Consider the following 18,953-nt stretch of genomic DNA (forward strand, 5'->3'; position numbering starts at 1 on the left):
ACCCTAATGAGTGATATTGTTTTTATCAAGTATAGATTCCATCTTCGGAATAAAGTCTCAATCTGTGAATTAGATCAGTTCTATTTTGAGCTTCGGTTTTAATAAAAATATTTTTAAGATGGGTTTTTATAGTGTTTTCACTTACATATAGCCTAGTAGCAATTTCCTGATTTGACAAGCCTAGTTCTAATTGTTCTACTACATCCTTTTCTCTTTCCGATAGAGGTGTTGGAAGTTTTACGTTGATAGCTGAAAAATTAATATCGTATCCATTTTTATCAGTAATATCACTTTTCAATGACTCAATTTCCTGAAATTGTTCTCTTCTAAACGCAATGATTTTCTGGTACACAATAAACACAAATGAAAAAAATAAAAAACAAACAGACAACATACTATACTACAGGTATTTATATCAAACAGTTTTAATCTAAATGAGATAATATTTTCCCTACAAAAATTCATGTTTTAAATGATAAATGAAAAACCTACTATTTTTTAAATAAAAACTCATATTTAAAAAAATAACAGATTTATCAAGTTTAGAAACCCTTATTAAATTTACTGATTTATATGAATAATCGAAAAATTTTGGCATTTACAAACAGAGCACTTTTCAAATATCCATCTTATAATCAGTACTTTGAAATAATATTTTTTGACACTTTAGTCTTTGATTATTTACTAAGCATGAAGGAAATTGTAGATAATAGAAATCATTCAAATGGTCGATGGTAACAACCTGCATGAATTGTGAAAGAAGTGCAAAAAAACGTAAAACTAGTAAATTATAATTTTCACCTCAGATCAGGATTCTAAAAAATATTCTAAAAATGTTTTAAAGGAATCAAATTCAAGTATTTCGCTCGTGGATTCAATAGAAATAGTAAAAGGAATTTCATAAATAGTAAGGGATAAAATATCTTTAGGTAACCTCAACTTATTCTTTCGAATAAGAAGTTTAAGCCAACGAGTCAACTTCTCTTCTCCAATAATTCTTGGGAATTCATAACTTGTGGAATCCTGAACTTTGCCTGTTGAAACATCAAACTTCAAACTATCCTTTGGAAGAAGCAAATTGATCTTATCACTCACTATCAAATCTTCAGGAGTTCCAGAAACTAATGGAAAACCACATTGCATCAACCAAAACTCATCCGCAGTCTCAATAGCAATATCCAAATCATGAGTAACTACTAAAATTGCTTTACCCTCCTCCTTCGCAATCCTTCTTAGCAAATGCATGATTTCAAATCGATTGATCAAATCCAAATGAGCAGTGGGTTCATCTAAAATTACAACTTCTCCATCTTGAACTAGCGCTCTTGCTATCATCACTTTTTGCATTTGACCATCGCTAATTTCGGACAAGACACTATCTTTAAGATATTCAATATTTGTAGCAAGAAGCGCTTTTTTCACCACTTCATGATCTTCAATAGTGAGATTTCCAAGCCATGATGTATGTGGAATTCTCCCGAGCGAAACTAATTGATAAACTGTCAAATTGCTTAAAGCAACCTTTTCCGTTAGAACAACAGCTATCTTCTTTGCTAATAATTTCTCATTGAATTCAGAAATAGCTTTTCCTGAAAAGCTGATATCACCTTTCAATATGGGGATTTGCCCCATTATAGTTTTTATAAGAGTTGATTTCCCGACTCCATTTGGACCTAAAAGGCATGTTAATTTACCTTTTTCTAACCTAAAAGAGATTCCTTCTGCAATGACCGATTCCTTGTTTTGATTTTTATATCCCAGTGATAAACCTTCCCCTTTTAAAATTATCTCCATACTTGTCTGATTAAAACTCTTTACTAAAATTCCTTCTTAAAATTAACCAAATTACCATTGGAGCTCCTATCAACGAGGTAACAGCATTGATTGGAAGTGTTTGTGCAGATCCTGGGAGCTGACTAATTGAATCGCAAAAAAGTAAAACAATTGCACCTGTTAAAGCAGATGCTGGAAATAGGATTTTATGATCTCCACTTTTAAAAATTAATCTTGCCATATGAGGAACTGCTATTCCAATAAACGCAATTGGGCCACAAAATGCAGTCGCAGAACCTGCCAGCAACCCTGTACTCAAGATCATAGCCCAGCGCAATTTATTAATATTCACTCCCATACTTTTTGCATAAGCTTCACCTAGAAGCATTGCATTATAAGACTTGATAAAAATCAAAACTGGGGTAACTCCCAAAACACAAGCAAATAAAAATAATTCTAATTGGCCTCCCTGAGTGCCTCCAAGACTCCCCATGGACCAAATTGTGAATACTTTTAATTGCTCAGCCTCACTAAAATAAGCCAAGACAGAAATCAAAGCACCAGCCAAGCTTCCAAACATCAACCCAACGATCAGTAGCGTCATGCTGTCCTTTACTCTCCATGCAGTCAAACTCATGAGTAATAGAACTAAAATTGCTCCAGAGGATGCCGCAAACACTACAGCCCACATTCCAAAACCCCCTGAAAAAAAACTCAAACCAAATGCTGAACCAGTCATCACTAGCAATGCAACACCTAATCCAGCTCCTGAACTAATCCCCAAGACAAAAGGTCCTGCTAAAGGATTTCTGAAAAAAGTTTGCATTTGCAAACCGCTTATTGACAAAGCTAGACCTGCCAAAATTGCGGTAAAAGCTTTTGGTATTCTATAATCTTTTACAATAATACCCCAAGACTTCTTGCTAAATTCTTCTCCAAAAAGACTTGCAGCAATCTCAGACATCGGAATGTGAACTGAACCAACGTTTAGGTTGATCAGAAAGAATAATACACAAAGAACTGCGCCAAAAACAAAAAGTAGAAAATGTCTAGTGTTATTTTTCATTCATTTTTGAGTAAAAATAAAGAGAATAATTTGGTAATAAATCTGGATGGAGAATCTTGATGATGTCTTTCAAAATCAAATCAGGCCGCATGTAACCCAATTCAAAATATTCAATTCCACCTGTCTCCCCTTTTTTCGAGGTATATGAATAAACATTGTTTTTTTGAAAAGCTTTAAAACCAGCATATCTTTCATCAGCACTTTTCATGGCTTCCAAGCTCACAAAATCTGATGCTCCTAGCCAAAAATCAGCATTCTGAGCTTGGTCAAGCACATATTCATAGTTAAGTTGGCTACTGCCTGTACCAGCTTGCGCTTTAAATACATATTCCCCTCCAGCAGCATTAAGCAATTGTGCCCCCCAAGAGTCATTTCCTGGAGCATACCAAATATCCTTGTACATCACTCCAGACATGACCGTCGGACGATTTTCCAAGACAACATTAGAGACTAAATTTAATGCTTCTAAATAATTGGCTTCAATAACATCAAATTCAGCTTTTGCTTCTTCATATTTCCCTAACAACACCCCTGTGAATTTAATCCATTCTGCTCTCCCAAGTGGATGCTGCTCCACATATTCCCCATTGATTACAGCAGCTATTCCAGCGCTTTTGAGTAAATCTAAGTTTTTCAAATCTTCCCCTAAGGTTGAAATCATCACCCAATCTGGTTCTAGATCTATCATCAACTCAATATTGGACTGAGCTCCAGAACCAAGGTCTTTTACCAAGTTTTTGTTTATCCTTTCTCTAGTGAGTTTAGAAGAAATCAAATCTAAATTGGGAAAGCCAACCAACTTTTCTGTGCAATCTAATAAATCTAAATGTGGAATATGAGTTGTAGAAGTTAGGATTACTTTTTCTATTGGCAATGTAATTATTGCGTCAAATGTCCCATCAGGAATTGATTCACCCGAACTTTCTAATACCAAATACCTATAAGGTTGATGCTCTCCCGGGAAAGCTTGCGAAACTTCTAAAACCCAATACCCCTCCCCTTTAAATATATGAAAACCAGACGCGTAGGAATTTTGCAAAACTGAGCCTGATATTTCATTTTCTTGATTTTTATTATCACAGGATAGTAGGAAATTTAAAAAAAGAACAATGAATAAAATTTGAGAAAAGGGCTTCATAAAATTGATCAAATATTTTTTAAACGCCTCAAAGATACAAATGAGATTTGTTTTTAATCAATTTGAAATAAAAAGCTGAGATATTAAATAATACTTCTCCTAACAGCTCAGATTTATGGCTACAAATAAATATTCCAAAGAATATTTGAATTTCTGGATTTGGATTGCTTATGTTTGCAACAAGATTTGGTTCTCGATCCTTTATCAGGCCCTCGAGATTAAAAGGGAATTCGGTGAAATACCGGAGCTGTCCCCGCAACTGTAACCTCGTCCTAAAACTAATTAGGATAGTAATTTACCACCTCCATTGCCATTGTTCGTCCCGATCACTATCGGGAGAGGACGAGAAGGCCGGTAAATTCAAGGAAGCCAGGAGACCTGCCTATTCTTATCAAATTCAAAGCTTTCGGGTGAAAGGCTGAGATGAAAAGGAAATGTTTCAGAACGAATGTTATTAACTCTTCTTCAATATCAATTTGAAGATTACACGTTCTTTTATCATTGTTCAATTCTCTCAATTTTATTCCACGGATGACTTTGAATTAAATAATCGATTTTCCATTATTTAATTCGAAAGGCATTGCTATTTCTTAGTTTCGTATTTCTTACTTCATTTTCAAATGAGGTTGATAAAACTCTATTAATTCCGCAAGATACCGTGGAACTGAAATTGGTCGAGGTTTATTCATCTCCACTTGAAAAATACACCTATGGACAGACGCTCCAGAAAGTTGATTCAAGAGACTTGAACGAATTTCAAGGGCAATCTTTAGCAGAATTGCTTCAGCAACGAAGTGGGCTATTCCTTAGACAATATGGACCTGGTATGTTAACATCTCTTACCATGAGAGGCACGTCTGCAGGTCATAATTCAGTTTTTTGGAATGGAATCCCAATCAATAGCCCCTCGCTTGGTCAAGCAGATTTTTCAATATTGCCAGTTGGAGGATTTGACGAAGCTACGATACATTATGGCAGTAGCGGAGCACTATATGGCACTGATGCAATCGGTGGAGCCATTCATCTGAACAACAAAAACACATTCAACAAAGGGCATCAAACCAAAATCCTGAGCACTTTTGGAAGTTTTGGAAGATGGAATCAGCAAGTTGAATATGGGTATTCAAATCAAAATTTCTCGAGCAGAAGTCGCGTGTATAGAAATTTCTCAAAAAATAATTTCAAATTCAACAACTTAGCAAGAGCTGGAAGTCCTGAAGAAAGACAAAGAAATGCGGAAGTTGAACAGTTTGGGGCTATGCAAGATTTGGCTTGGAATCTCCGTCCAAATCAGCAACTCAGCACATCAATTTGGTGGAATCAAACAGACAGACAAATTCAGCCTGTGATGGGATCAAATGGTTCCGATGTACAGAATGACAATAATTTCCGAGCAGTAGTTGATTATAATAAATTCACCGCTGCAACGATTTGGAATATTAAAGCAGGGGTAGTTTTAGATGAATTGAAATTCAATCAGAGTGTCAATCAAACCTCCCAATTTCTCCTATCCTCAGATATTGATTGGACTATTTCAGAAAAGTTGAAGTCAAAAACAGGAGTGCGGTTCAATCATGTAATTGGGAATCTCAGCAGCTATGAAGCCACTGAGGATAGGTTAGAACTTTATCAATCCATCAATTATCTTCCAGCTTCTAACCTCGCATTTTCTTTAAACTTAAGACAAATGATCTTCAATAGAGATCTTGCCCCATTCACACCGAGCATTGGATCAGAATGGACATTTTTTAAAAATGAAAAGAACAAATTCAGCGCACACACCTCTGTCTCGAAGAGCTTTAAAATCCCCACACTGAATGATCGATTTTGGGTTCCAGGAGGAAATCCAGACCTAGAATCTGAAGAAAGTATCAGTGCAGAAATTGGTTTGGCTCATGTTTTCAATAGTAATTATTTCATGATCAGCAATCAGATCAATCTTTACAGCATGTGGGTTGACAATTGGATCATTTGGCTGCCAAGAGGGAGTTTTTGGAGTCCAGAAAATATCCGTGAAGTCCGAAATCAAGGTTTAGAATATTTTGTAACGATTAAAAAATCATTGAATCAAATGCATTTAGAATTCAATGGAAGTTACAATTACACCCTAGCGACGATTCTCAATAACTTATCCGAAAATGACCGCTCGCAGGGAAATCAACTTCCTTATACACCCAAACATAAGACTCAGGGAAATTTACGCTTCACATACAAATCAAATTCTGCTTTTGTAAATGGACATTGGATTGGAGAGAGATATATCAATACAGACAATACTTCTTCAGTCGCTCCTTATGGACTTTTGGATTTAGGGTATAGTAAAAGTTTAGAATTCAGTCTAAAGATAAAGGCCTCAATAGGATTTCAAGTAAACAATATAACAAACAATGATTATCAAGTTCTCAGATTGAGAGCAATGCCCGGAAGAAATTATCTAATCAATATCAATTTAACACTATGAAAAATTTAAGATTATTAGGCTATCTACTAGCCTTATCATTATTTATCTATTCTTGTGACGGTAGTGGCGAGGAACGACCTCTTGGAGAGTACGAAAAGGGGCTTTTGATCATCAATGAAGGAAATTTCTCTTCTCGTGATGGAGACATTAGCCATTACAATTTCAATACGGGGGAGGTACAGCAAAACATATTTGAAAAAGTTAATAATAGACCTTTTGCAGGATTGGTTCAAGATCTCGTTGAGTACGAGGATTATTTTTATTTGGTCGCGAATACTGGTAAAGTAGAAATTGTAAATAAAAACACTTTTGAGAGCATAGGGTCTGTAGAAGGCGAAGAGCTAAATATTCCTAGATCAGCTATTATAACTGATAACAAAATTTACATTGCCGATTGGGGTCCTTACGATGCAAGTTTCGCAAGTCCAGAATCATATATTGCCATTGTAAATGGTATCACAGGAGGAGCAGTTACAAAAAAATCAAGAACTTCAAGTCGTCCTGAAAGTTTCTATAAAATAAATAACGACTTATTAATTGCCTGTTCTGCTGCGCGGAAAATTGATGTTATGAGAGTAGGAGTCGACACAGTAAATAGGAGTATCGATGTGGAAGGAACTCCTGTCAGATTCTTGGAACATGACAACAAACTGCTTCTTTTATCCAGAAACTCAAGCACTGTTTTCTTTCACGAAATCAATAAGAGTAACTACAGCATTAGCAATACGACTGAAATCAATATTTCTAGACCAACTTCGAAGTTGACATTGGGTGAAAATGGAGAGGCATATGTCATTACTTCAACAGGATGGCCTGACTATAATGATGCTGTAGCCAAAATTTCAATCACTTCAGGTCAAGTCATAGATGCTTCCCTGTATGAAGGAAACGGTTTTTATGGAATTGGTTTTGATAATTTTGATAAAAACATCTATGTCTCTGAAAACAATGGTTTTCAAGGTTCAGGAACAGCTATAGTAATTAATCAAAGTGGTAATGAAGTCAAAACTATCCCAACAGGGGTAGGCCCATCAGGCTTTATTTTTAAAAGGTAAAGAAAGAAAAGAAATATCTACAGTCAATTAATAACAATGTAGTTATTTTTTGAATTGGCAAACGGGTAAGAAAGCTTGAATTCATTAGTGAAATGAAACATCAAAGCAAAAAAAGACCGATTATAATAGCTCTGAAATTATAATCGGTCTTTAAAATTAATCAATCAATTCCGATTTAATGTTTCTAGATGTATAGATTAAAAGGTAAATGATTAATAATAAAATCACAAGAGCCGCTACTTCAAATTGAGCCCAGATTCTTGACCTTGTCACTACTTTTTCGGAATTAATAGCAAGCCTATGTCCCTCCTCCAGTTGGATATTTGATAGCTTTTCCAAATCACCTATCGCTCGTTCGATATATTCATTATATATATGAACTTGTTCATAATTAATCCCTTTTTCATCAGAATAAAGAAGATCATAATCTGCAATTCTCAAATTTGTCTCAATAATACCTCTAAAATCTTTTAGGAATTCGTCTTCAGTGGCTGTAAGATTTGTTTTTTCAAAAGTACTCACTGTTGCAAGTATCTTATCTTCATAAGTCTTTATATCTTCAATTACATGTGAATAATCCGTCTCCTCCCAACAGTGATTCACCAATAATTTAATCCTAAATAAATTTTCTGATATTGTAAAAATGTAACTTTCAACTACTAATCTATCCTCGTATACTGAAGCAAAAGACTCTTCTAATTCATTAAAGTTTTTTCTATCCAAAATATTTTTACCAAATATCACCAAGAGTAGAAATGTCAAGACAATCGCGGCTTTAAGTTTATTATTTAATGATTTAGGAGTTTTCATAGCTTACGTTGAGGTTACTCAATTGATTTAATAAATCTAGACGATTTTTAATTAATTAAACTGTTAAGAAAGTAAAAGAAAACTTGAAAAGCAAAAAATAAAAAACAAATGACTTTTTCGGAAAATCGTTAACTAAATCTTCAAATTTTCATAAAACAAAAAGATGTTTCTTAAAAAAAGAATAGCAATTTTCATTATGGCTAAATGAAACTCAAAATTGATTTAAACAAAAAAGCCTCCTAAAAAGGAAGCTTTCGTGATCCCGCTGGGGCTCGAACCCAGGACCCATACATTAAAAGTGTATTGCTCTACCAGCTGAGCTACGGAATCATTATAAATTAAATGGAGCATTTCTTTTTTTGAAATGCTCCACTGACATTGGTCTGGCGACCTTAGTGTGATCCTGTCAGGACTCGAACCTGAAACCTACTGCTTAGAAGGCAGTTGCTCTATCCAGTTGAGCTACAAGACCATTTTTCTACTAGAAATCTATTTGAAACAATCCTAATTAGAATTCAAATTTATACCCTCTAATCTTAATTAAAAAGGAAAAATATGATCTAATTGTAAAATTCTTTCAATTTTCTTCTAACTCCCTCAAAACAATTGATTTAATTTTTTGAAGTTTTTAGAAAATATTGTCGGGGTGGCAGGATTCGAACCTACGACCTCCACATCCCAAATGTGGCGCGATACCGGGCTACGCTACACCCCGAACTTTAATAATTATACTTTCAAATTTTTTAACTCCTTATGAGTTATTAACAGTGATCCCGCTGGGGCTCGAACCCAGGACCCATACATTAAAAGTGTATTGCTCTACCAGCTGAGCTACGGAATCATTTTGATCAATATCATCTCTAACTTTTAAGAGACTTTTAACGGTTTTTGATTTGTTTTTTGTCGAATCATTGCCGTAATTGGACTGCAAATTTAAGCGGACTATTTTAAAATGCAAAACTCAAAGGCAATCTTTCTTACAAAATTTACAATAATTTTATTGATGTTTTCACAAAGCTTTAATTGTCAAGCCAATACAATTAGCCTCCAAAACGCAGATTCTTTGTTTAAAACCAATAACTACCAAGAAGCTATGGCTGTTTATGAAAACTTACTCCAAAATGATGAAGTTTTCTCTCCTGCAATGCTCCTGAAAATGGCTTATATTTCTGAAGGAAAAGGAGATTTTTCAAAGGCAAGTTTTTATCTAGCTAAATACTACGACATTAACCCTAATCCAAGAGTTATCACAAAAATCAAAACGCTAACAGAGCAGCCAAATCTGGTTGGATATGAAATTACTGACTGGGATAGATTTTTCAAATTCACTTCTGACCTACAACAAGAAATCACTTTGGTATTTCTAAGTTTATTGTTGATATCCTTTATCTTACTTTTCATTTTTCAGCAAAAAGCTAACAAACCCAAATACTATGTCCCCAGTATTATCCTAATCTTCTTGGTTTTTGCTAGCAATAATTTTCTCAAACGATCATCCACAGGAATTGTGACTGGCAGTCCTACAATCATAATGGATAAACCAACAGCAGGAGGGAAATTGATAAAAAATGTAGATCCAGGACACCGGGTAATCATAAAATCTTCAAAGGATATCTGGTATGAAATAGAATGGGGAAAACAAAAAGCATTCGTCAAAAAAGAGAGCATCACTAAACTTTAACTTTCTCAAAAGCTAAAAATCAAGTGCATCTAAAGTTTTGAAATGGCCATTCATCCTTATTTTAGCTTTTGCTCGCTCAACTTCTCTTAAAACAGGAATCACCTTAATGAAATGCTTGATTAAAAACTGAATCCGCATGCTCTCTTTCCTCATGACAAGTAGCTCGTATTCTTCTTCCAAGGACAACCCAATTTTATGAGTTAATGTAAAAGAATTGATCGCTAAGGGTATGATGCTTTGAGGCTCGCCAATCAATCTGAAAAATTCTTTTAGATAAAAAATAAATTCATTGTGCAAATGGGCTGCAACTGAAATATCATTTTCAAAAGGGATTATTTCACCTGCTGCATAGAGTTTGTCTTGAAAAGGGTTTTCAAACCTTATTAATTCATAAACACGAATCACCTTAGTTTTGATATCCAATCTACCATCTTCATAGACTTTACTCACTTCCTCCAAATGTACTTCTGAACCAAAAGGCATTAATTTATCTAAATAAACAGACACTCCAAATCTACCATCACCTTCGCTTATATCAGCAATCAACTGTTTATAACGAGGCTCAAAAATATGAAGATTAAGATGCTCACCAGGAAAAGCAACTAGTTTGAGTGGAAAAATAGGAATTATTTCATTTGTCATATCTTTCCAACTCATTATGCTTGATAAAGTTACTGATTAGAATGTTCTCAAATTAAAAAAGTTGATATAGAGGAACTTGATTTCTTTATAAATCAAGTTTAAAAATTACGAATGATGAATCAACCATCCTCTTCTTCCAATTCTTCTTGCAAACTCAAGATTTGTTGTGGCGACATATACAAGTCTCTAATTTTATTTCGATAAGCTTCATCAAAACCCTCCTGATTAAGAATGTAATTTTTTAAGGATAGAATTTGATAACCCATACCGCAAGAAATCGCATAAGTATCTGCAGCTATTTCAGCTTCTGTAAGCTTTTTGTTTGACACAATGTATCTCATTCCGAAATGCATTAAATTCGTCGTACTACGGTTCTTATAATCCATTATATGACCCAACTCATGACCTATCCAACCTACCAGAACATCATGCGGAACTTCTTCAATCAAAATGCTTTCATCACCAAGGTTCATTGCTCTAGTAATTTTAATTCTATACTCCCGTGTTTCTTTTCCCGTCACGAGTAAGGTCATCACTCTTGGTTGTGCTTGCATTACTGAACCTTTGATTTTATCCTTAAATTCAAAATCAATATGAACTCCTGCCAATTCAGGAAAATAAGACAATGCTTCAATGACAACATCCTTTATTTCTACCGGTATTATCTTATTATCAACTTTCAACTTTTCTAAAGAAGATTGATTTTCTGATATTGAATCAGTAAGATTTGGCAGAGATGCTGTGATAAACAGAAGTAAATTTAAAAGGAGTGTTAACATAATTGGAACTCTTAATTATCAATCCTTATTTTAACGAAAAAATTACATAATTCAAAAAATAATACAGAGAATAAAGAAAAAATCCCAAAAAGAGTCAAATCAAATAGCTTTATATTAAAACTTTTTGTTTTTATCTTTTTGGGAAATCTAAAATCTTAATTCATTAAAATTACTTACTTGCGATGTAAGAAAGTAGGTCAACAACTTTGTTAGAATAACCCCACTCGTTGTCATACCAAGCTACTACTTTTACAAATTTGTCACTCAATTGGATTCCAGCTCCAGCATCAAAAATTGAAGTTCTGCTATCACCATTGAAATCAGTAGATACAACTTGATCTTCTGTGTAACCCAAAATACCTTTCATGCTAGTTTCAGAAACCTCTTTCATCTTAGCACAAATCTCTTCATAAGAAGCACCATTTTTCAATCTAACAGTCAAATCAACAACAGATACATTTGGAGTAGGCACCCTAAATGCCATCCCTGTCAATTTACCATTCAATTCAGGGATAACTTTACCTACCGCCTTTGCAGCTCCTGTAGAAGAAGGGATAATATTTTGTGAAGCTCCTCTACCACCTCTCCAGTCTTTTGCAGATGGTCCATCTACTGTTTTTTGAGTTGCAGTAGTTGCGTGAACCGTAGTCATTAAACCTTCTTCAATTCCCCAATTGTCATTCAATACTTTAGCAATTGGAGCAAGACAGTTAGTCGTACAAGATGCGTTCGATACAAAAACCATATCAGATGTATATGAATTTTCATTTACACCCATTACAAACATTGGGGTATCATCTTTAGAAGGAGCAGACATGATAACTTTTTTAGCACCTGCATCGATATGACCTTGCGCTGTTTCTTTGGTTAAAAATATACCAGTAGACTCTACAACATAATCAGCACCTACTTCACCCCATTTCAAGTTTGCAGGGCTTTTTTCAGCAGTGACTCTGATTTCATTGCCATTAACAATCAATTTCCCATTTTTCACTTCAACAACTCCGTCGAATTTACCGTGAGTAGAATCATACTTTAGCATGTAAGCCATATAATCCACATCGATTAGGTCATTGATCGCTACAACTTGAATATCATTCCTTGTTTGCGCAGCTCTGAATACCAATCTACCGATTCTTCCGAATCCGTTGATTCCAATTTTAATTTTGCTCATAGTTTTGTGTATTTATTGTTTATAGGTTTGATTGCAAATAGATTGAATCAAAAATTAAATAATTTCTATTCTACTTGAAAGTAATTTAGAATGCTTAAAATTACCAATAATATCTTGTCTACCCAAATAAAACAGTGGGTTACTGAGGTTCATTTTAAGAGTTGTGAAAATACAATCGATTTCGAAAAATAAAATTTTATTTAATGATTTTTTTTCATCAGAGATAAAGAGATTTTTGATTTTAATTTGAAAAATCTATTCAATTTAAATTCTATCCGTTACTTTAATTTTTGAAGTCAAATTAATACTCAATGTTTGTACAAGCTATTTCAAAAGTATCAGGATTTACGAGAGCGATTCATTCCATTAGCAGGAGCTACAAGGGTGAAAAAATCATTCCAGGAGCAGCAACTTTGTTTTTTGTAAACGATGAAGGGTTTGCTATTACCTGCAAACACGTCGTACAATGGCTTTCTCAAGGGATGCAGATGGGAAAACATTATACAGCCTTCAAAGAAGAGTTAAATAGGATCCCAAAAGATGGACGCTTCAAGGAAACGCTAAGAAACCTAGAGACAAAATATAAATTAGAAGAAAATAGTCCTATTCAGATGAAAACAACTTTTGTTGACTGTATTGATCAAATATCTGGATTAACTTGGCATCTTCACCCCGATTATGACCTAGCAATAATCAAATTCAACGATTTCAATAAACTGCTTTACCAAGGTCATGCGGTTTTCCCAAAAGACTCCAACAACATCAATCAAGGCAAGTTTTTATGCAGACTTGGTTTTCCTTTCCCCGAATTCAACAACTTTAGATTCAATCCTGAAAAAGACGATATCGAGTGGACCAATGAAGGTGTAAAAGCTTCACCAAGATTTCCGATAGACGGAATGCTTACTCGATTTATTGGTGATGCAAAAGGTGTAAAATATGGTATTGAAATGAGCACACCTGGACTAAGAGGACAAAGCGGTGGGCCTCTTTTTGATGAAAATGGAATCGTTTATGGAATGCAAAGCAGAACAAAGCACCTCCACCTTGGCTTTGATATCGAAGACAAAGAAATCATCACCAAAGGCAAAACAAAAAAAATCAATGATTATTCCTTTATCCATTTAGGCGAATGTATTCATGTTGATGTGATCAAATCTTTTCTTACGCAACATCAAGTAAAATTCACAGAAGTATAAACAAAAAAAGCAGCTTCAGAAGCTGCTTTTTTTGTTTAATTATTTAACATTATCTTAAGCTATTTGCGCAAGAATTGCATTGAAAGTAGCACTTGGACGCATAACTTTATCAACCTTTACCGCATCAAGTCTGTAATAACCACCAATATCTACTTTGACACCTTGCGCATCATTTAGTTCTGAAACGATCTTAGTTTCATTTTCAAATAATTGTTTGGCTATAGATTCAAATTTATTTTTCAATTCCATATCTTTTTGCTGTGAAGCTAAAGCTTCAGCCCAGTACATGGCAAGGTAGAAATGACTTCCTCGATTATCCAATTCCTTGGCGTTCCTTGAAGGAGACTTATCCTCATCCAAAAACTTTCCTGTAGCAACATCCAAAGTCTCTGCCAGAACTTTTGCTCTGTCATTAGCAAAAGTATCCCCCAGATGCTCTAAAGAAACTGCTAATGCTAAAAACTCTCCAAGAGAATCCCAACGTAAGTGGTTTTCTTCAACCAATTGCTCAACATGCTTTGGAGCAGAACCACCGGCGCCTGTTTCAAATAGACCTCCACCATTCATCAATGGGACGATGGAGAGCATTTTTGCGCTTGTCCCTAATTCTAAAATTGGAAAAAGATCAGTTAAGTAATCTCTCAAAACATTTCCAGTCACAGAAATTGTATCTTTTCCTGCTTTGATTCGCTCCAAGGAAAACTTGGTGGCTTCGATTGGAGACATGATTTGAATATCTAAACCAGAGGTATCATGGTCTTTTAGATAATTATTTACTTTTTTGATCAACTCTCTATCATGTGCTCTCTTATCGTCCAACCAAAAAATGGCAGGAACACCAGTGGCCTTAGCTCGGTTTACTGCTAATTTCACCCAATCTTGAATAGGAGCATCTTTTGTTTGACACATTCTCCAAATATCACCCTTCTCAACATCATGAGACAATAGCACTTCTCCATTAGCCACAACTCGAACAATTCCCTTATCTTCAATTTCAAAAGTCTTGTCATGTGAACCATATTCTTCAGCCTTTTGAGCCATCAAACCAACATTCGGAACAGAACCCATTGTAGATGGATCAAATGCCCCATTTTTCTTACAGAAATCAATTGTTTCTTGATAAACACCAGCATAAGATCTATCTGGAATCACAGCTTTAGTATCTTGTTCTTCCCCAGCTTTATTCCACATTTTACCAGAAGTTCTGATCATGGCAGGCATAGACGCATCTATAATGACATCAGAAGGAACATGTAAATTGGTAATCCCTTTATCTGAATTTACCATAGCAAGGTCTGGCGAATCTGCATAGCAAGCCTCAATAGCCGCTTCGATTTCTGACTTTTCAGCAACAGGTAGCTTATTCAATTTAACTAATAAATCTCCAAAACCATTATTGACATCTATCCCAAGTTGAGACAACTTTTCTCCATATTTTTCAAATACTGGAGCAAAAAACACCTTTACTGCGTGACCAAAAATGATTGGATCTGATACCTTCATCATGGTTGCTTTCATATGAAGTGAAAAAAGCACACCTTCTTTTTTTGCAGAAGCAATTTGTTCCTTGAAAAAAGATTTTAACTCTGCTACACTTAACACAGCCGCATCTACAACTTCATTTTCTTTTAGAGATAGTCCAGCCTTTAAAGTTTTTACTTCACCGGCAGCATTTACAAATTCTATATCAACGGAGGTAGCAGAAGAAAGCGTCAGTGATTTTTCGCTACCATAAAAATCTCCTTTTTGCATACTTGCAACGTGAGTTTTAGAATCTGCACTCCAAGCACCCATACTGTGTGGGTTTTTCTTAGCGTAATTTTTTACAGCCAAAGGTGCTCTTCTATCCGAATTCCCTTCTCTCAAGACAGGGTTTACTGCACTTCCTTTAACCTTATCATATCTTGACTTGACTTCCTTTTCTTGATCATTTTTGGGATTAAGTGGATATTCAGGAAGCGCATATCCTTTTTCTTTCAATTCCTTAATAGCAGCTAATAATTGAGGCATAGAAGCACTGATATTCGGAAGTTTTACAATGTTTGCTTCAGCAGTCTTGGCTACATCCCCAAGTTCGGCAAGCGCATCTCCGATTTTTTGATCTGAAGTCAAGAATTCTGGAAAAAGCGCAATAATTCTTCCCGACAAAGAAATATCTCTTGTCTCTACAACAACTCCCGCCGAATCTGTAAAAGCTTTTACAATCGGTAATAATGAATATGTTGCCAAAGCTGGCGCTTCATCAGTAAGTGTGTAAAGAATTTTGGCTGTTTTAGTGGTCATTTTATTTTTATTAACAATGATTGAATAATATTCAGTTGGTGAATTTAGGCCGAAACACAAAAAACGTTTTCTTTTGCCTGTGTCTTAAAATTCGGGCTAAATTAATCAAAATATCGCAGTTTCAAATATTGATTGAGAACATTGAAATTTCAAGAGACGGATTAATATCTGAGACAAGATTATAAGATATTAAATTGATCAGCATCTTTCCATGCTGGGAATTTGTCTCTATATGTACGTAAATCATTTGCATCAAATTCGACAATCAGAGTCTCTTCTTTGTCTTCAGAATAGACCATTTGCTCACCTTTGAAATTATATGCTGCTGAGTGACCAGAGTATGGGACTTGATTACCATCTTCTCCTACTCTATTTACTCCTAAAGCGTATGCTAAATTTTCCACTGCCCTAGCTTGAAGCAAAATGTCCCAAGCTTTGATTCTTGGCTTGGGCCAACTTGCTATATAAACACAAATATCATATTCCATTAAACCTTCATCAGATGAATTTCTAGACCAAACTGGAAATCTCAAATCATAGCATACTTGTGGAAGAATCTTCCAGCCATTCAATTCAAAAATCTTCCTGACTTTACCCATGGAATAAATTTCATCTTCATTAGCCATTCTAAAAAGATGTCTCTTATCATACCAAAGTAATTCTCCGTCTGGTTTTGCCCAAAGCATTCGATTGAAAAAATTACCATTTTCTTGGATAATTACGCTTCCTGTGACTGCGGACTGCGTTTGAGAAGCCATTTGCTTGAGCCATTTACAAGCTGTGAAATTCATCGGTTCTGCCATTTCCGAAGCATCCATGGTAAATCCTGTTGAAAACATTTCAGGCAATACAATCAGATCAACATTCTCCTCAATTTCCCATATTTTCTCTTCCAACATCGCAAAATTCGCGGTCTTATCTTTCCAATGAAGAGCTGTTTGAATCAATGCTATTTTTAATTTTGGAAGAGACTTCATTTTTTTTTAAATCGAATTTTGAAGTAGTTTAATAGGTGAAATGCCAATGAACTATTTTCAATAGAAAGAATCAAAATTATTAATTATCTCAAGGGATAAATCATTCTATAATCTGTAGGTACTTTACCTTTACTGACTTCTATTAGCTTTGATTGCACGAGTCTTTTTTTAAGCCCTTTCAAGTAATCTATAAAAAGAATACCTTCTAAGTGATCATATTCATGTTGAATAACTCTTGCTGTCATTCCTGAAAACTCTTCTTCTCTCAAAATCCAGTTTTCATCAAAATATTCAATTGTCAACTTTTCAGGCCTTATGATTTCTGCTCTTACTTCAGGTATAGACAAACACCCCTCCTCAAAACCATAATTATCGCCATATTCATCAAGTATAATTGGATTAATAAAAGCCCTTCTTATACCTTTTTCTTCATCATTTTCATCTAACATCAATGAACTGTCAATCACAAAAAGCCTGACCCCTTGATTGATCTGAGGAGCAGCTAATCCAACACCACTGGCATGATCCATAGTGCTAAACATATCTTTGATTAAATCAGATACATCTTCATTATCATGAATCTCTTCTGCTTCTTTTTTTAGAATTGGATTGCCATATGCTACAATCGGGTAAATCATAATTGCTGTAAATAGGTTTGAAGTATAATAGCCGCACTGATTTTATCTAAGTTGCCAGCTTTTTCTTTTCTGTCTTTTTTTTTACTCCCCATGGCAATCATACTCTGCATCGCCATTTTAGAAGTATATCTTTCATCTATTAGGATGATTTTTTTCTCTGGAAATAATTTCCCTAATCTATCCTTTAAGCTGATCACTCTAGGTGTCATTTCATTGTCAGAACCATTAAGTGATTTTGGATATCCGATGACGATCGTTTCAACCTCTTCTTTTTTGAAATATTGGGTGAGGTAATCAGCAAGTTTGCTTGTTTCCACTGTTTCCAATGGATTAGCAGTAATCTTAAGCACATCCGTAACGGCTAATCCCGTCCTTTTAGTTCCCAAATCAATAGCAATAACTCTTCCCATCAATTGCTTTTAATCTGTTTTTTCAATTGCCTAAGCACTTCTCTCTCTAGCTCCACTGCTTTAGGAAAAAGTAACTCGTCCTCAATTCTCGCATGAATCACCAACTCTCTCTCAAAGTTCTGCAATTCATTGTACAAAATCTTCATGCTCAATGGAGCATCCTCAGACAGGATGTAGTTTTTGGTGAGTTTTCTAATTCCAACCATTTCATCATCATGATCTTCGTGGGCATGAGCCAAATTAGCTATTGGACTCTCTTCCAAAATTTTAAGAGCATCATTCAAGCTAAATTGACCCGTTTCAATTTCATGTAACAGGTAAATTCTTTTGAAGACCCTGCTTTCTTCTTCATGAATATGATGAATAAAATCTTCGACAAACATTGGAAACATGATTCTTAGGTCTGCCAAAATAGCAGCAAATTCTCCATCTAACTTTATACCTGCCACCATATTGGATAAAAACGGCAATTCCTGCCTTACAAAAAAGTAATGTTTCTTTTTTAAATAGGCAACTAAAACTTCGATGGGATGTAAGTATAGTTCTTCAGCTTTGGGCTCTTTTCTATTTGCCCATACTTCCAGTTCTCCTACTAGTTGATCTGGATTTACTTTAAATTTTTTGCATACTTCTTGCAAAGAGTTCTCTTCATATTGATAAAAATTAATTCCAAAATAGTGTAATACCGAAGCAAACACGTAATTTTCAGACACAAGGTCTTTAATTGGTGTTTTGTGTATTTCTTTTGGATTCAACATAAATGTAAAAGTAAAGTTTTTTGATAGAAAATGCCGCAATTCTTTATCTAAATTGAAATTGTTGCGTTTATAAAAACGAATTGGACTTAAATGGAGTTTAATATTATAT

Annotated in this window: 18 protein-coding genes, 4 tRNA genes and 1 riboswitch; of the genes, 5 read left to right on the top strand and 17 right to left on the bottom strand. The window is 34.8% G+C overall.

Annotated features, from left to right (window positions below; translation table 11 throughout):
* Positions 1–25: 25 nt before the first annotated feature.
* Positions 26–352: a response regulator transcription factor gene (locus BELBA_RS18725; RefSeq protein ID WP_211208402.1), complete on the bottom strand. Its 327-nt coding sequence runs from the start codon at positions 350–352 to the stop codon at positions 26–28.
* A gap of 221 nt (positions 353–573) precedes the next feature.
* Between BELBA_RS18725 and BELBA_RS19795 the strand changes: the two genes are divergently transcribed.
* Entirely contained in the window at positions 574–738 is a 165-nt protein-coding gene (locus tag BELBA_RS19795; RefSeq protein ID WP_014774250.1) for a hypothetical protein, read from the top strand.
* A gap of 69 nt (positions 739–807) precedes the next feature.
* Here BELBA_RS19795 and BELBA_RS18730 read toward each other — a convergent pair whose 3' ends face one another.
* The 3 genes from BELBA_RS18730 to BELBA_RS18740 are packed head-to-tail and all read right to left on the bottom strand — an operon-like array spanning position 808 to position 3,878.
* The gene (locus BELBA_RS18730) at positions 808–1,794 is read right to left on the bottom strand and encodes an ABC transporter ATP-binding protein (protein WP_014774251.1); all 987 of its coding nucleotides are present in this window, start codon (positions 1,792–1,794) and stop codon (positions 808–810) included.
* 10 nt (positions 1,795–1,804) lie between these two features.
* Positions 1,805–2,839, bottom strand: coding sequence for an iron ABC transporter permease (locus tag BELBA_RS18735; RefSeq protein WP_014774252.1), 1,035 nt, complete (start codon positions 2,837–2,839; stop codon positions 1,805–1,807).
* Positions 2,829–3,878: an ABC transporter substrate-binding protein gene (locus BELBA_RS18740; RefSeq protein WP_245531105.1), complete on the bottom strand. Its 1,050-nt coding sequence runs from the start codon at positions 3,876–3,878 to the stop codon at positions 2,829–2,831. Before BELBA_RS18740 ends, BELBA_RS18735 begins: the two co-directional genes overlap by 11 nt.
* A 269-nt stretch (positions 3,879–4,147) precedes the next feature.
* A riboswitch (cobalamin riboswitch) is annotated at positions 4,148–4,377 on the top strand.
* A 258-nt stretch (positions 4,378–4,635) separates the two neighbouring features.
* Between BELBA_RS18740 and BELBA_RS18745 the strand changes: the two genes are divergently transcribed.
* Positions 4,636–6,438, top strand: coding sequence for a TonB-dependent receptor (locus tag BELBA_RS18745; RefSeq protein ID WP_245531106.1), 1,803 nt, complete (start codon positions 4,636–4,638; stop codon positions 6,436–6,438).
* Positions 6,435–7,493: a YncE family protein gene (locus BELBA_RS18750; RefSeq protein WP_014774255.1), complete on the top strand. Its 1,059-nt coding sequence runs from the start codon at positions 6,435–6,437 to the stop codon at positions 7,491–7,493. The genes BELBA_RS18745 and BELBA_RS18750 overlap by 4 nt, the downstream gene beginning before the upstream one ends.
* 156 nt (positions 7,494–7,649) lie before the next feature.
* On the opposite strand, the gene BELBA_RS18755 is transcribed toward BELBA_RS18750, so the two are convergent.
* The 5 genes from BELBA_RS18755 to BELBA_RS18775 form a co-directional block, all read right to left on the bottom strand.
* Positions 7,650–8,303, bottom strand: a complete 654-nt coding sequence (locus BELBA_RS18755; RefSeq protein ID WP_014774256.1) for an MCP four helix bundle domain-containing protein — start codon at positions 8,301–8,303, stop codon at positions 7,650–7,652.
* Between the two features lie 257 nt (positions 8,304–8,560).
* Positions 8,561–8,633, bottom strand: a tRNA-Lys gene (locus BELBA_RS18760).
* 68 nt (positions 8,634–8,701) lie between these two features.
* A tRNA-Arg gene (locus tag BELBA_RS18765) sits at positions 8,702–8,775 on the bottom strand.
* Positions 8,776–8,944: 169 nt separating this feature from the next.
* Positions 8,945–9,018, bottom strand: a tRNA-Pro gene (locus tag BELBA_RS18770).
* 53 nt (positions 9,019–9,071) lie between these two features.
* A tRNA-Lys gene (locus BELBA_RS18775) sits at positions 9,072–9,144 on the bottom strand.
* A gap of 222 nt (positions 9,145–9,366) precedes the next feature.
* On the opposite strand from BELBA_RS18775, the gene BELBA_RS18780 reads away from it, so the two are divergent.
* Positions 9,367–9,984, top strand: coding sequence for a tetratricopeptide repeat protein (locus tag BELBA_RS18780; protein ID WP_245531107.1), 618 nt, complete (start codon positions 9,367–9,369; stop codon positions 9,982–9,984).
* A 12-nt stretch (positions 9,985–9,996) separates the two neighbouring features.
* Here BELBA_RS18780 and BELBA_RS18785 read toward each other — a convergent pair whose 3' ends face one another.
* The 3 genes from BELBA_RS18785 to gap form a co-directional block, all read right to left on the bottom strand.
* Positions 9,997–10,641: an LON peptidase substrate-binding domain-containing protein gene (locus BELBA_RS18785; RefSeq protein ID WP_014774258.1), complete on the bottom strand. Its 645-nt coding sequence runs from the start codon at positions 10,639–10,641 to the stop codon at positions 9,997–9,999.
* 104 nt (positions 10,642–10,745) lie between these two features.
* Positions 10,746–11,405, bottom strand: coding sequence for a hypothetical protein (locus BELBA_RS18790; RefSeq protein ID WP_014774259.1), 660 nt, complete (start codon positions 11,403–11,405; stop codon positions 10,746–10,748).
* 169 nt (positions 11,406–11,574) lie between these two features.
* A complete protein-coding gene (gap, locus tag BELBA_RS18795; RefSeq protein WP_014774260.1) occupies positions 11,575–12,579 on the bottom strand; it encodes a type I glyceraldehyde-3-phosphate dehydrogenase in 1,005 nt (334 codons plus the stop codon).
* 311 nt (positions 12,580–12,890) lie between these two features.
* Between gap and BELBA_RS18800 the strand changes: the two genes are divergently transcribed.
* Entirely contained in the window at positions 12,891–13,778 is an 888-nt protein-coding gene (locus tag BELBA_RS18800; protein ID WP_014774261.1) for a trypsin-like peptidase domain-containing protein, read from the top strand.
* A gap of 54 nt (positions 13,779–13,832) precedes the next feature.
* Here BELBA_RS18800 and BELBA_RS18805 read toward each other — a convergent pair whose 3' ends face one another.
* From BELBA_RS18805 to BELBA_RS18825, 5 genes are all read right to left on the bottom strand, one after another.
* Positions 13,833–16,061 carry an NADP-dependent isocitrate dehydrogenase gene (locus BELBA_RS18805; protein WP_014774262.1) on the bottom strand — a complete coding sequence of 743 codons (2,229 nt, stop codon included), beginning with the start codon at positions 16,059–16,061 and terminating at the stop codon, positions 13,833–13,835.
* A 179-nt stretch (positions 16,062–16,240) separates the two neighbouring features.
* Positions 16,241–17,038: an amidohydrolase gene (locus BELBA_RS18810; protein ID WP_014774263.1), complete on the bottom strand. Its 798-nt coding sequence runs from the start codon at positions 17,036–17,038 to the stop codon at positions 16,241–16,243.
* Between the two features lie 83 nt (positions 17,039–17,121).
* Entirely contained in the window at positions 17,122–17,676 is a 555-nt protein-coding gene (def, locus tag BELBA_RS18815; protein WP_014774264.1) for a peptide deformylase, read from the bottom strand.
* Entirely contained in the window at positions 17,673–18,086 is a 414-nt protein-coding gene (gene ruvX / locus BELBA_RS18820) for a Holliday junction resolvase RuvX (RefSeq protein WP_014774265.1), read from the bottom strand. The genes def and ruvX overlap by 4 nt, the downstream gene beginning before the upstream one ends.
* Positions 18,086–18,844, bottom strand: coding sequence for a regulator of cell morphogenesis and NO signaling (locus BELBA_RS18825; protein WP_014774266.1), 759 nt, complete (start codon positions 18,842–18,844; stop codon positions 18,086–18,088). Before BELBA_RS18825 ends, ruvX begins: the two co-directional genes overlap by 1 nt.
* Between the last annotated feature and the right edge of the window lie 109 nt (positions 18,845–18,953).

It is taken from the genome of Belliella baltica DSM 15883, from assembly GCF_000265405.1.
Classification (GTDB): domain Bacteria; phylum Bacteroidota; class Bacteroidia; order Cytophagales; family Cyclobacteriaceae; genus Belliella; species Belliella baltica.

What these genes read in the sequence shown, in the direction of transcription:
- BELBA_RS19795 (WP_014774250.1), top strand. Translation starts at nt 574, where the DNA reads ATGAATAATCGAAAAATTTTGGCATTTACAAACAGAGCACTTTTCAAA.
- BELBA_RS18730 (WP_014774251.1), bottom strand. Translation starts at nt 1,794, where the DNA reads ATGGAGATAATTTTAAAAGGGGAAGGTTTATCACTGGGATATAAAAAT.
- BELBA_RS18735 (WP_014774252.1), bottom strand. Translation starts at nt 2,839, where the DNA reads ATGAAAAATAACACTAGACATTTTCTACTTTTTGTTTTTGGCGCAGTT.
- BELBA_RS18750 (WP_014774255.1), top strand. Translation starts at nt 6,435, where the DNA reads ATGAAAAATTTAAGATTATTAGGCTATCTACTAGCCTTATCATTATTT.
- BELBA_RS18755 (WP_014774256.1), bottom strand. Translation starts at nt 8,303, where the DNA reads ATGAAAACTCCTAAATCATTAAATAATAAACTTAAAGCCGCGATTGTC.
- BELBA_RS18785 (WP_014774258.1), bottom strand. Translation starts at nt 10,641, where the DNA reads ATGAGTTGGAAAGATATGACAAATGAAATAATTCCTATTTTTCCACTC.
- BELBA_RS18790 (WP_014774259.1), bottom strand. Translation starts at nt 11,405, where the DNA reads ATGTTAACACTCCTTTTAAATTTACTTCTGTTTATCACAGCATCTCTG.
- gap (WP_014774260.1), bottom strand. Translation starts at nt 12,579, where the DNA reads ATGAGCAAAATTAAAATTGGAATCAACGGATTCGGAAGAATCGGTAGA.
- BELBA_RS18800 (WP_014774261.1), top strand. Translation starts at nt 12,891, where the DNA reads ATGTTTGTACAAGCTATTTCAAAAGTATCAGGATTTACGAGAGCGATT.
- BELBA_RS18805 (WP_014774262.1), bottom strand. Translation starts at nt 16,061, where the DNA reads ATGACCACTAAAACAGCCAAAATTCTTTACACACTTACTGATGAAGCG.
- BELBA_RS18810 (WP_014774263.1), bottom strand. Translation starts at nt 17,038, where the DNA reads ATGAAGTCTCTTCCAAAATTAAAAATAGCATTGATTCAAACAGCTCTT.
- def (WP_014774264.1), bottom strand. Translation starts at nt 17,676, where the DNA reads ATGATTTACCCGATTGTAGCATATGGCAATCCAATTCTAAAAAAAGAA.
- ruvX (WP_014774265.1), bottom strand. Translation starts at nt 18,086, where the DNA reads ATGGGAAGAGTTATTGCTATTGATTTGGGAACTAAAAGGACGGGATTA.
- BELBA_RS18825 (WP_014774266.1), bottom strand. Translation starts at nt 18,844, where the DNA reads ATGTTGAATCCAAAAGAAATACACAAAACACCAATTAAAGACCTTGTG.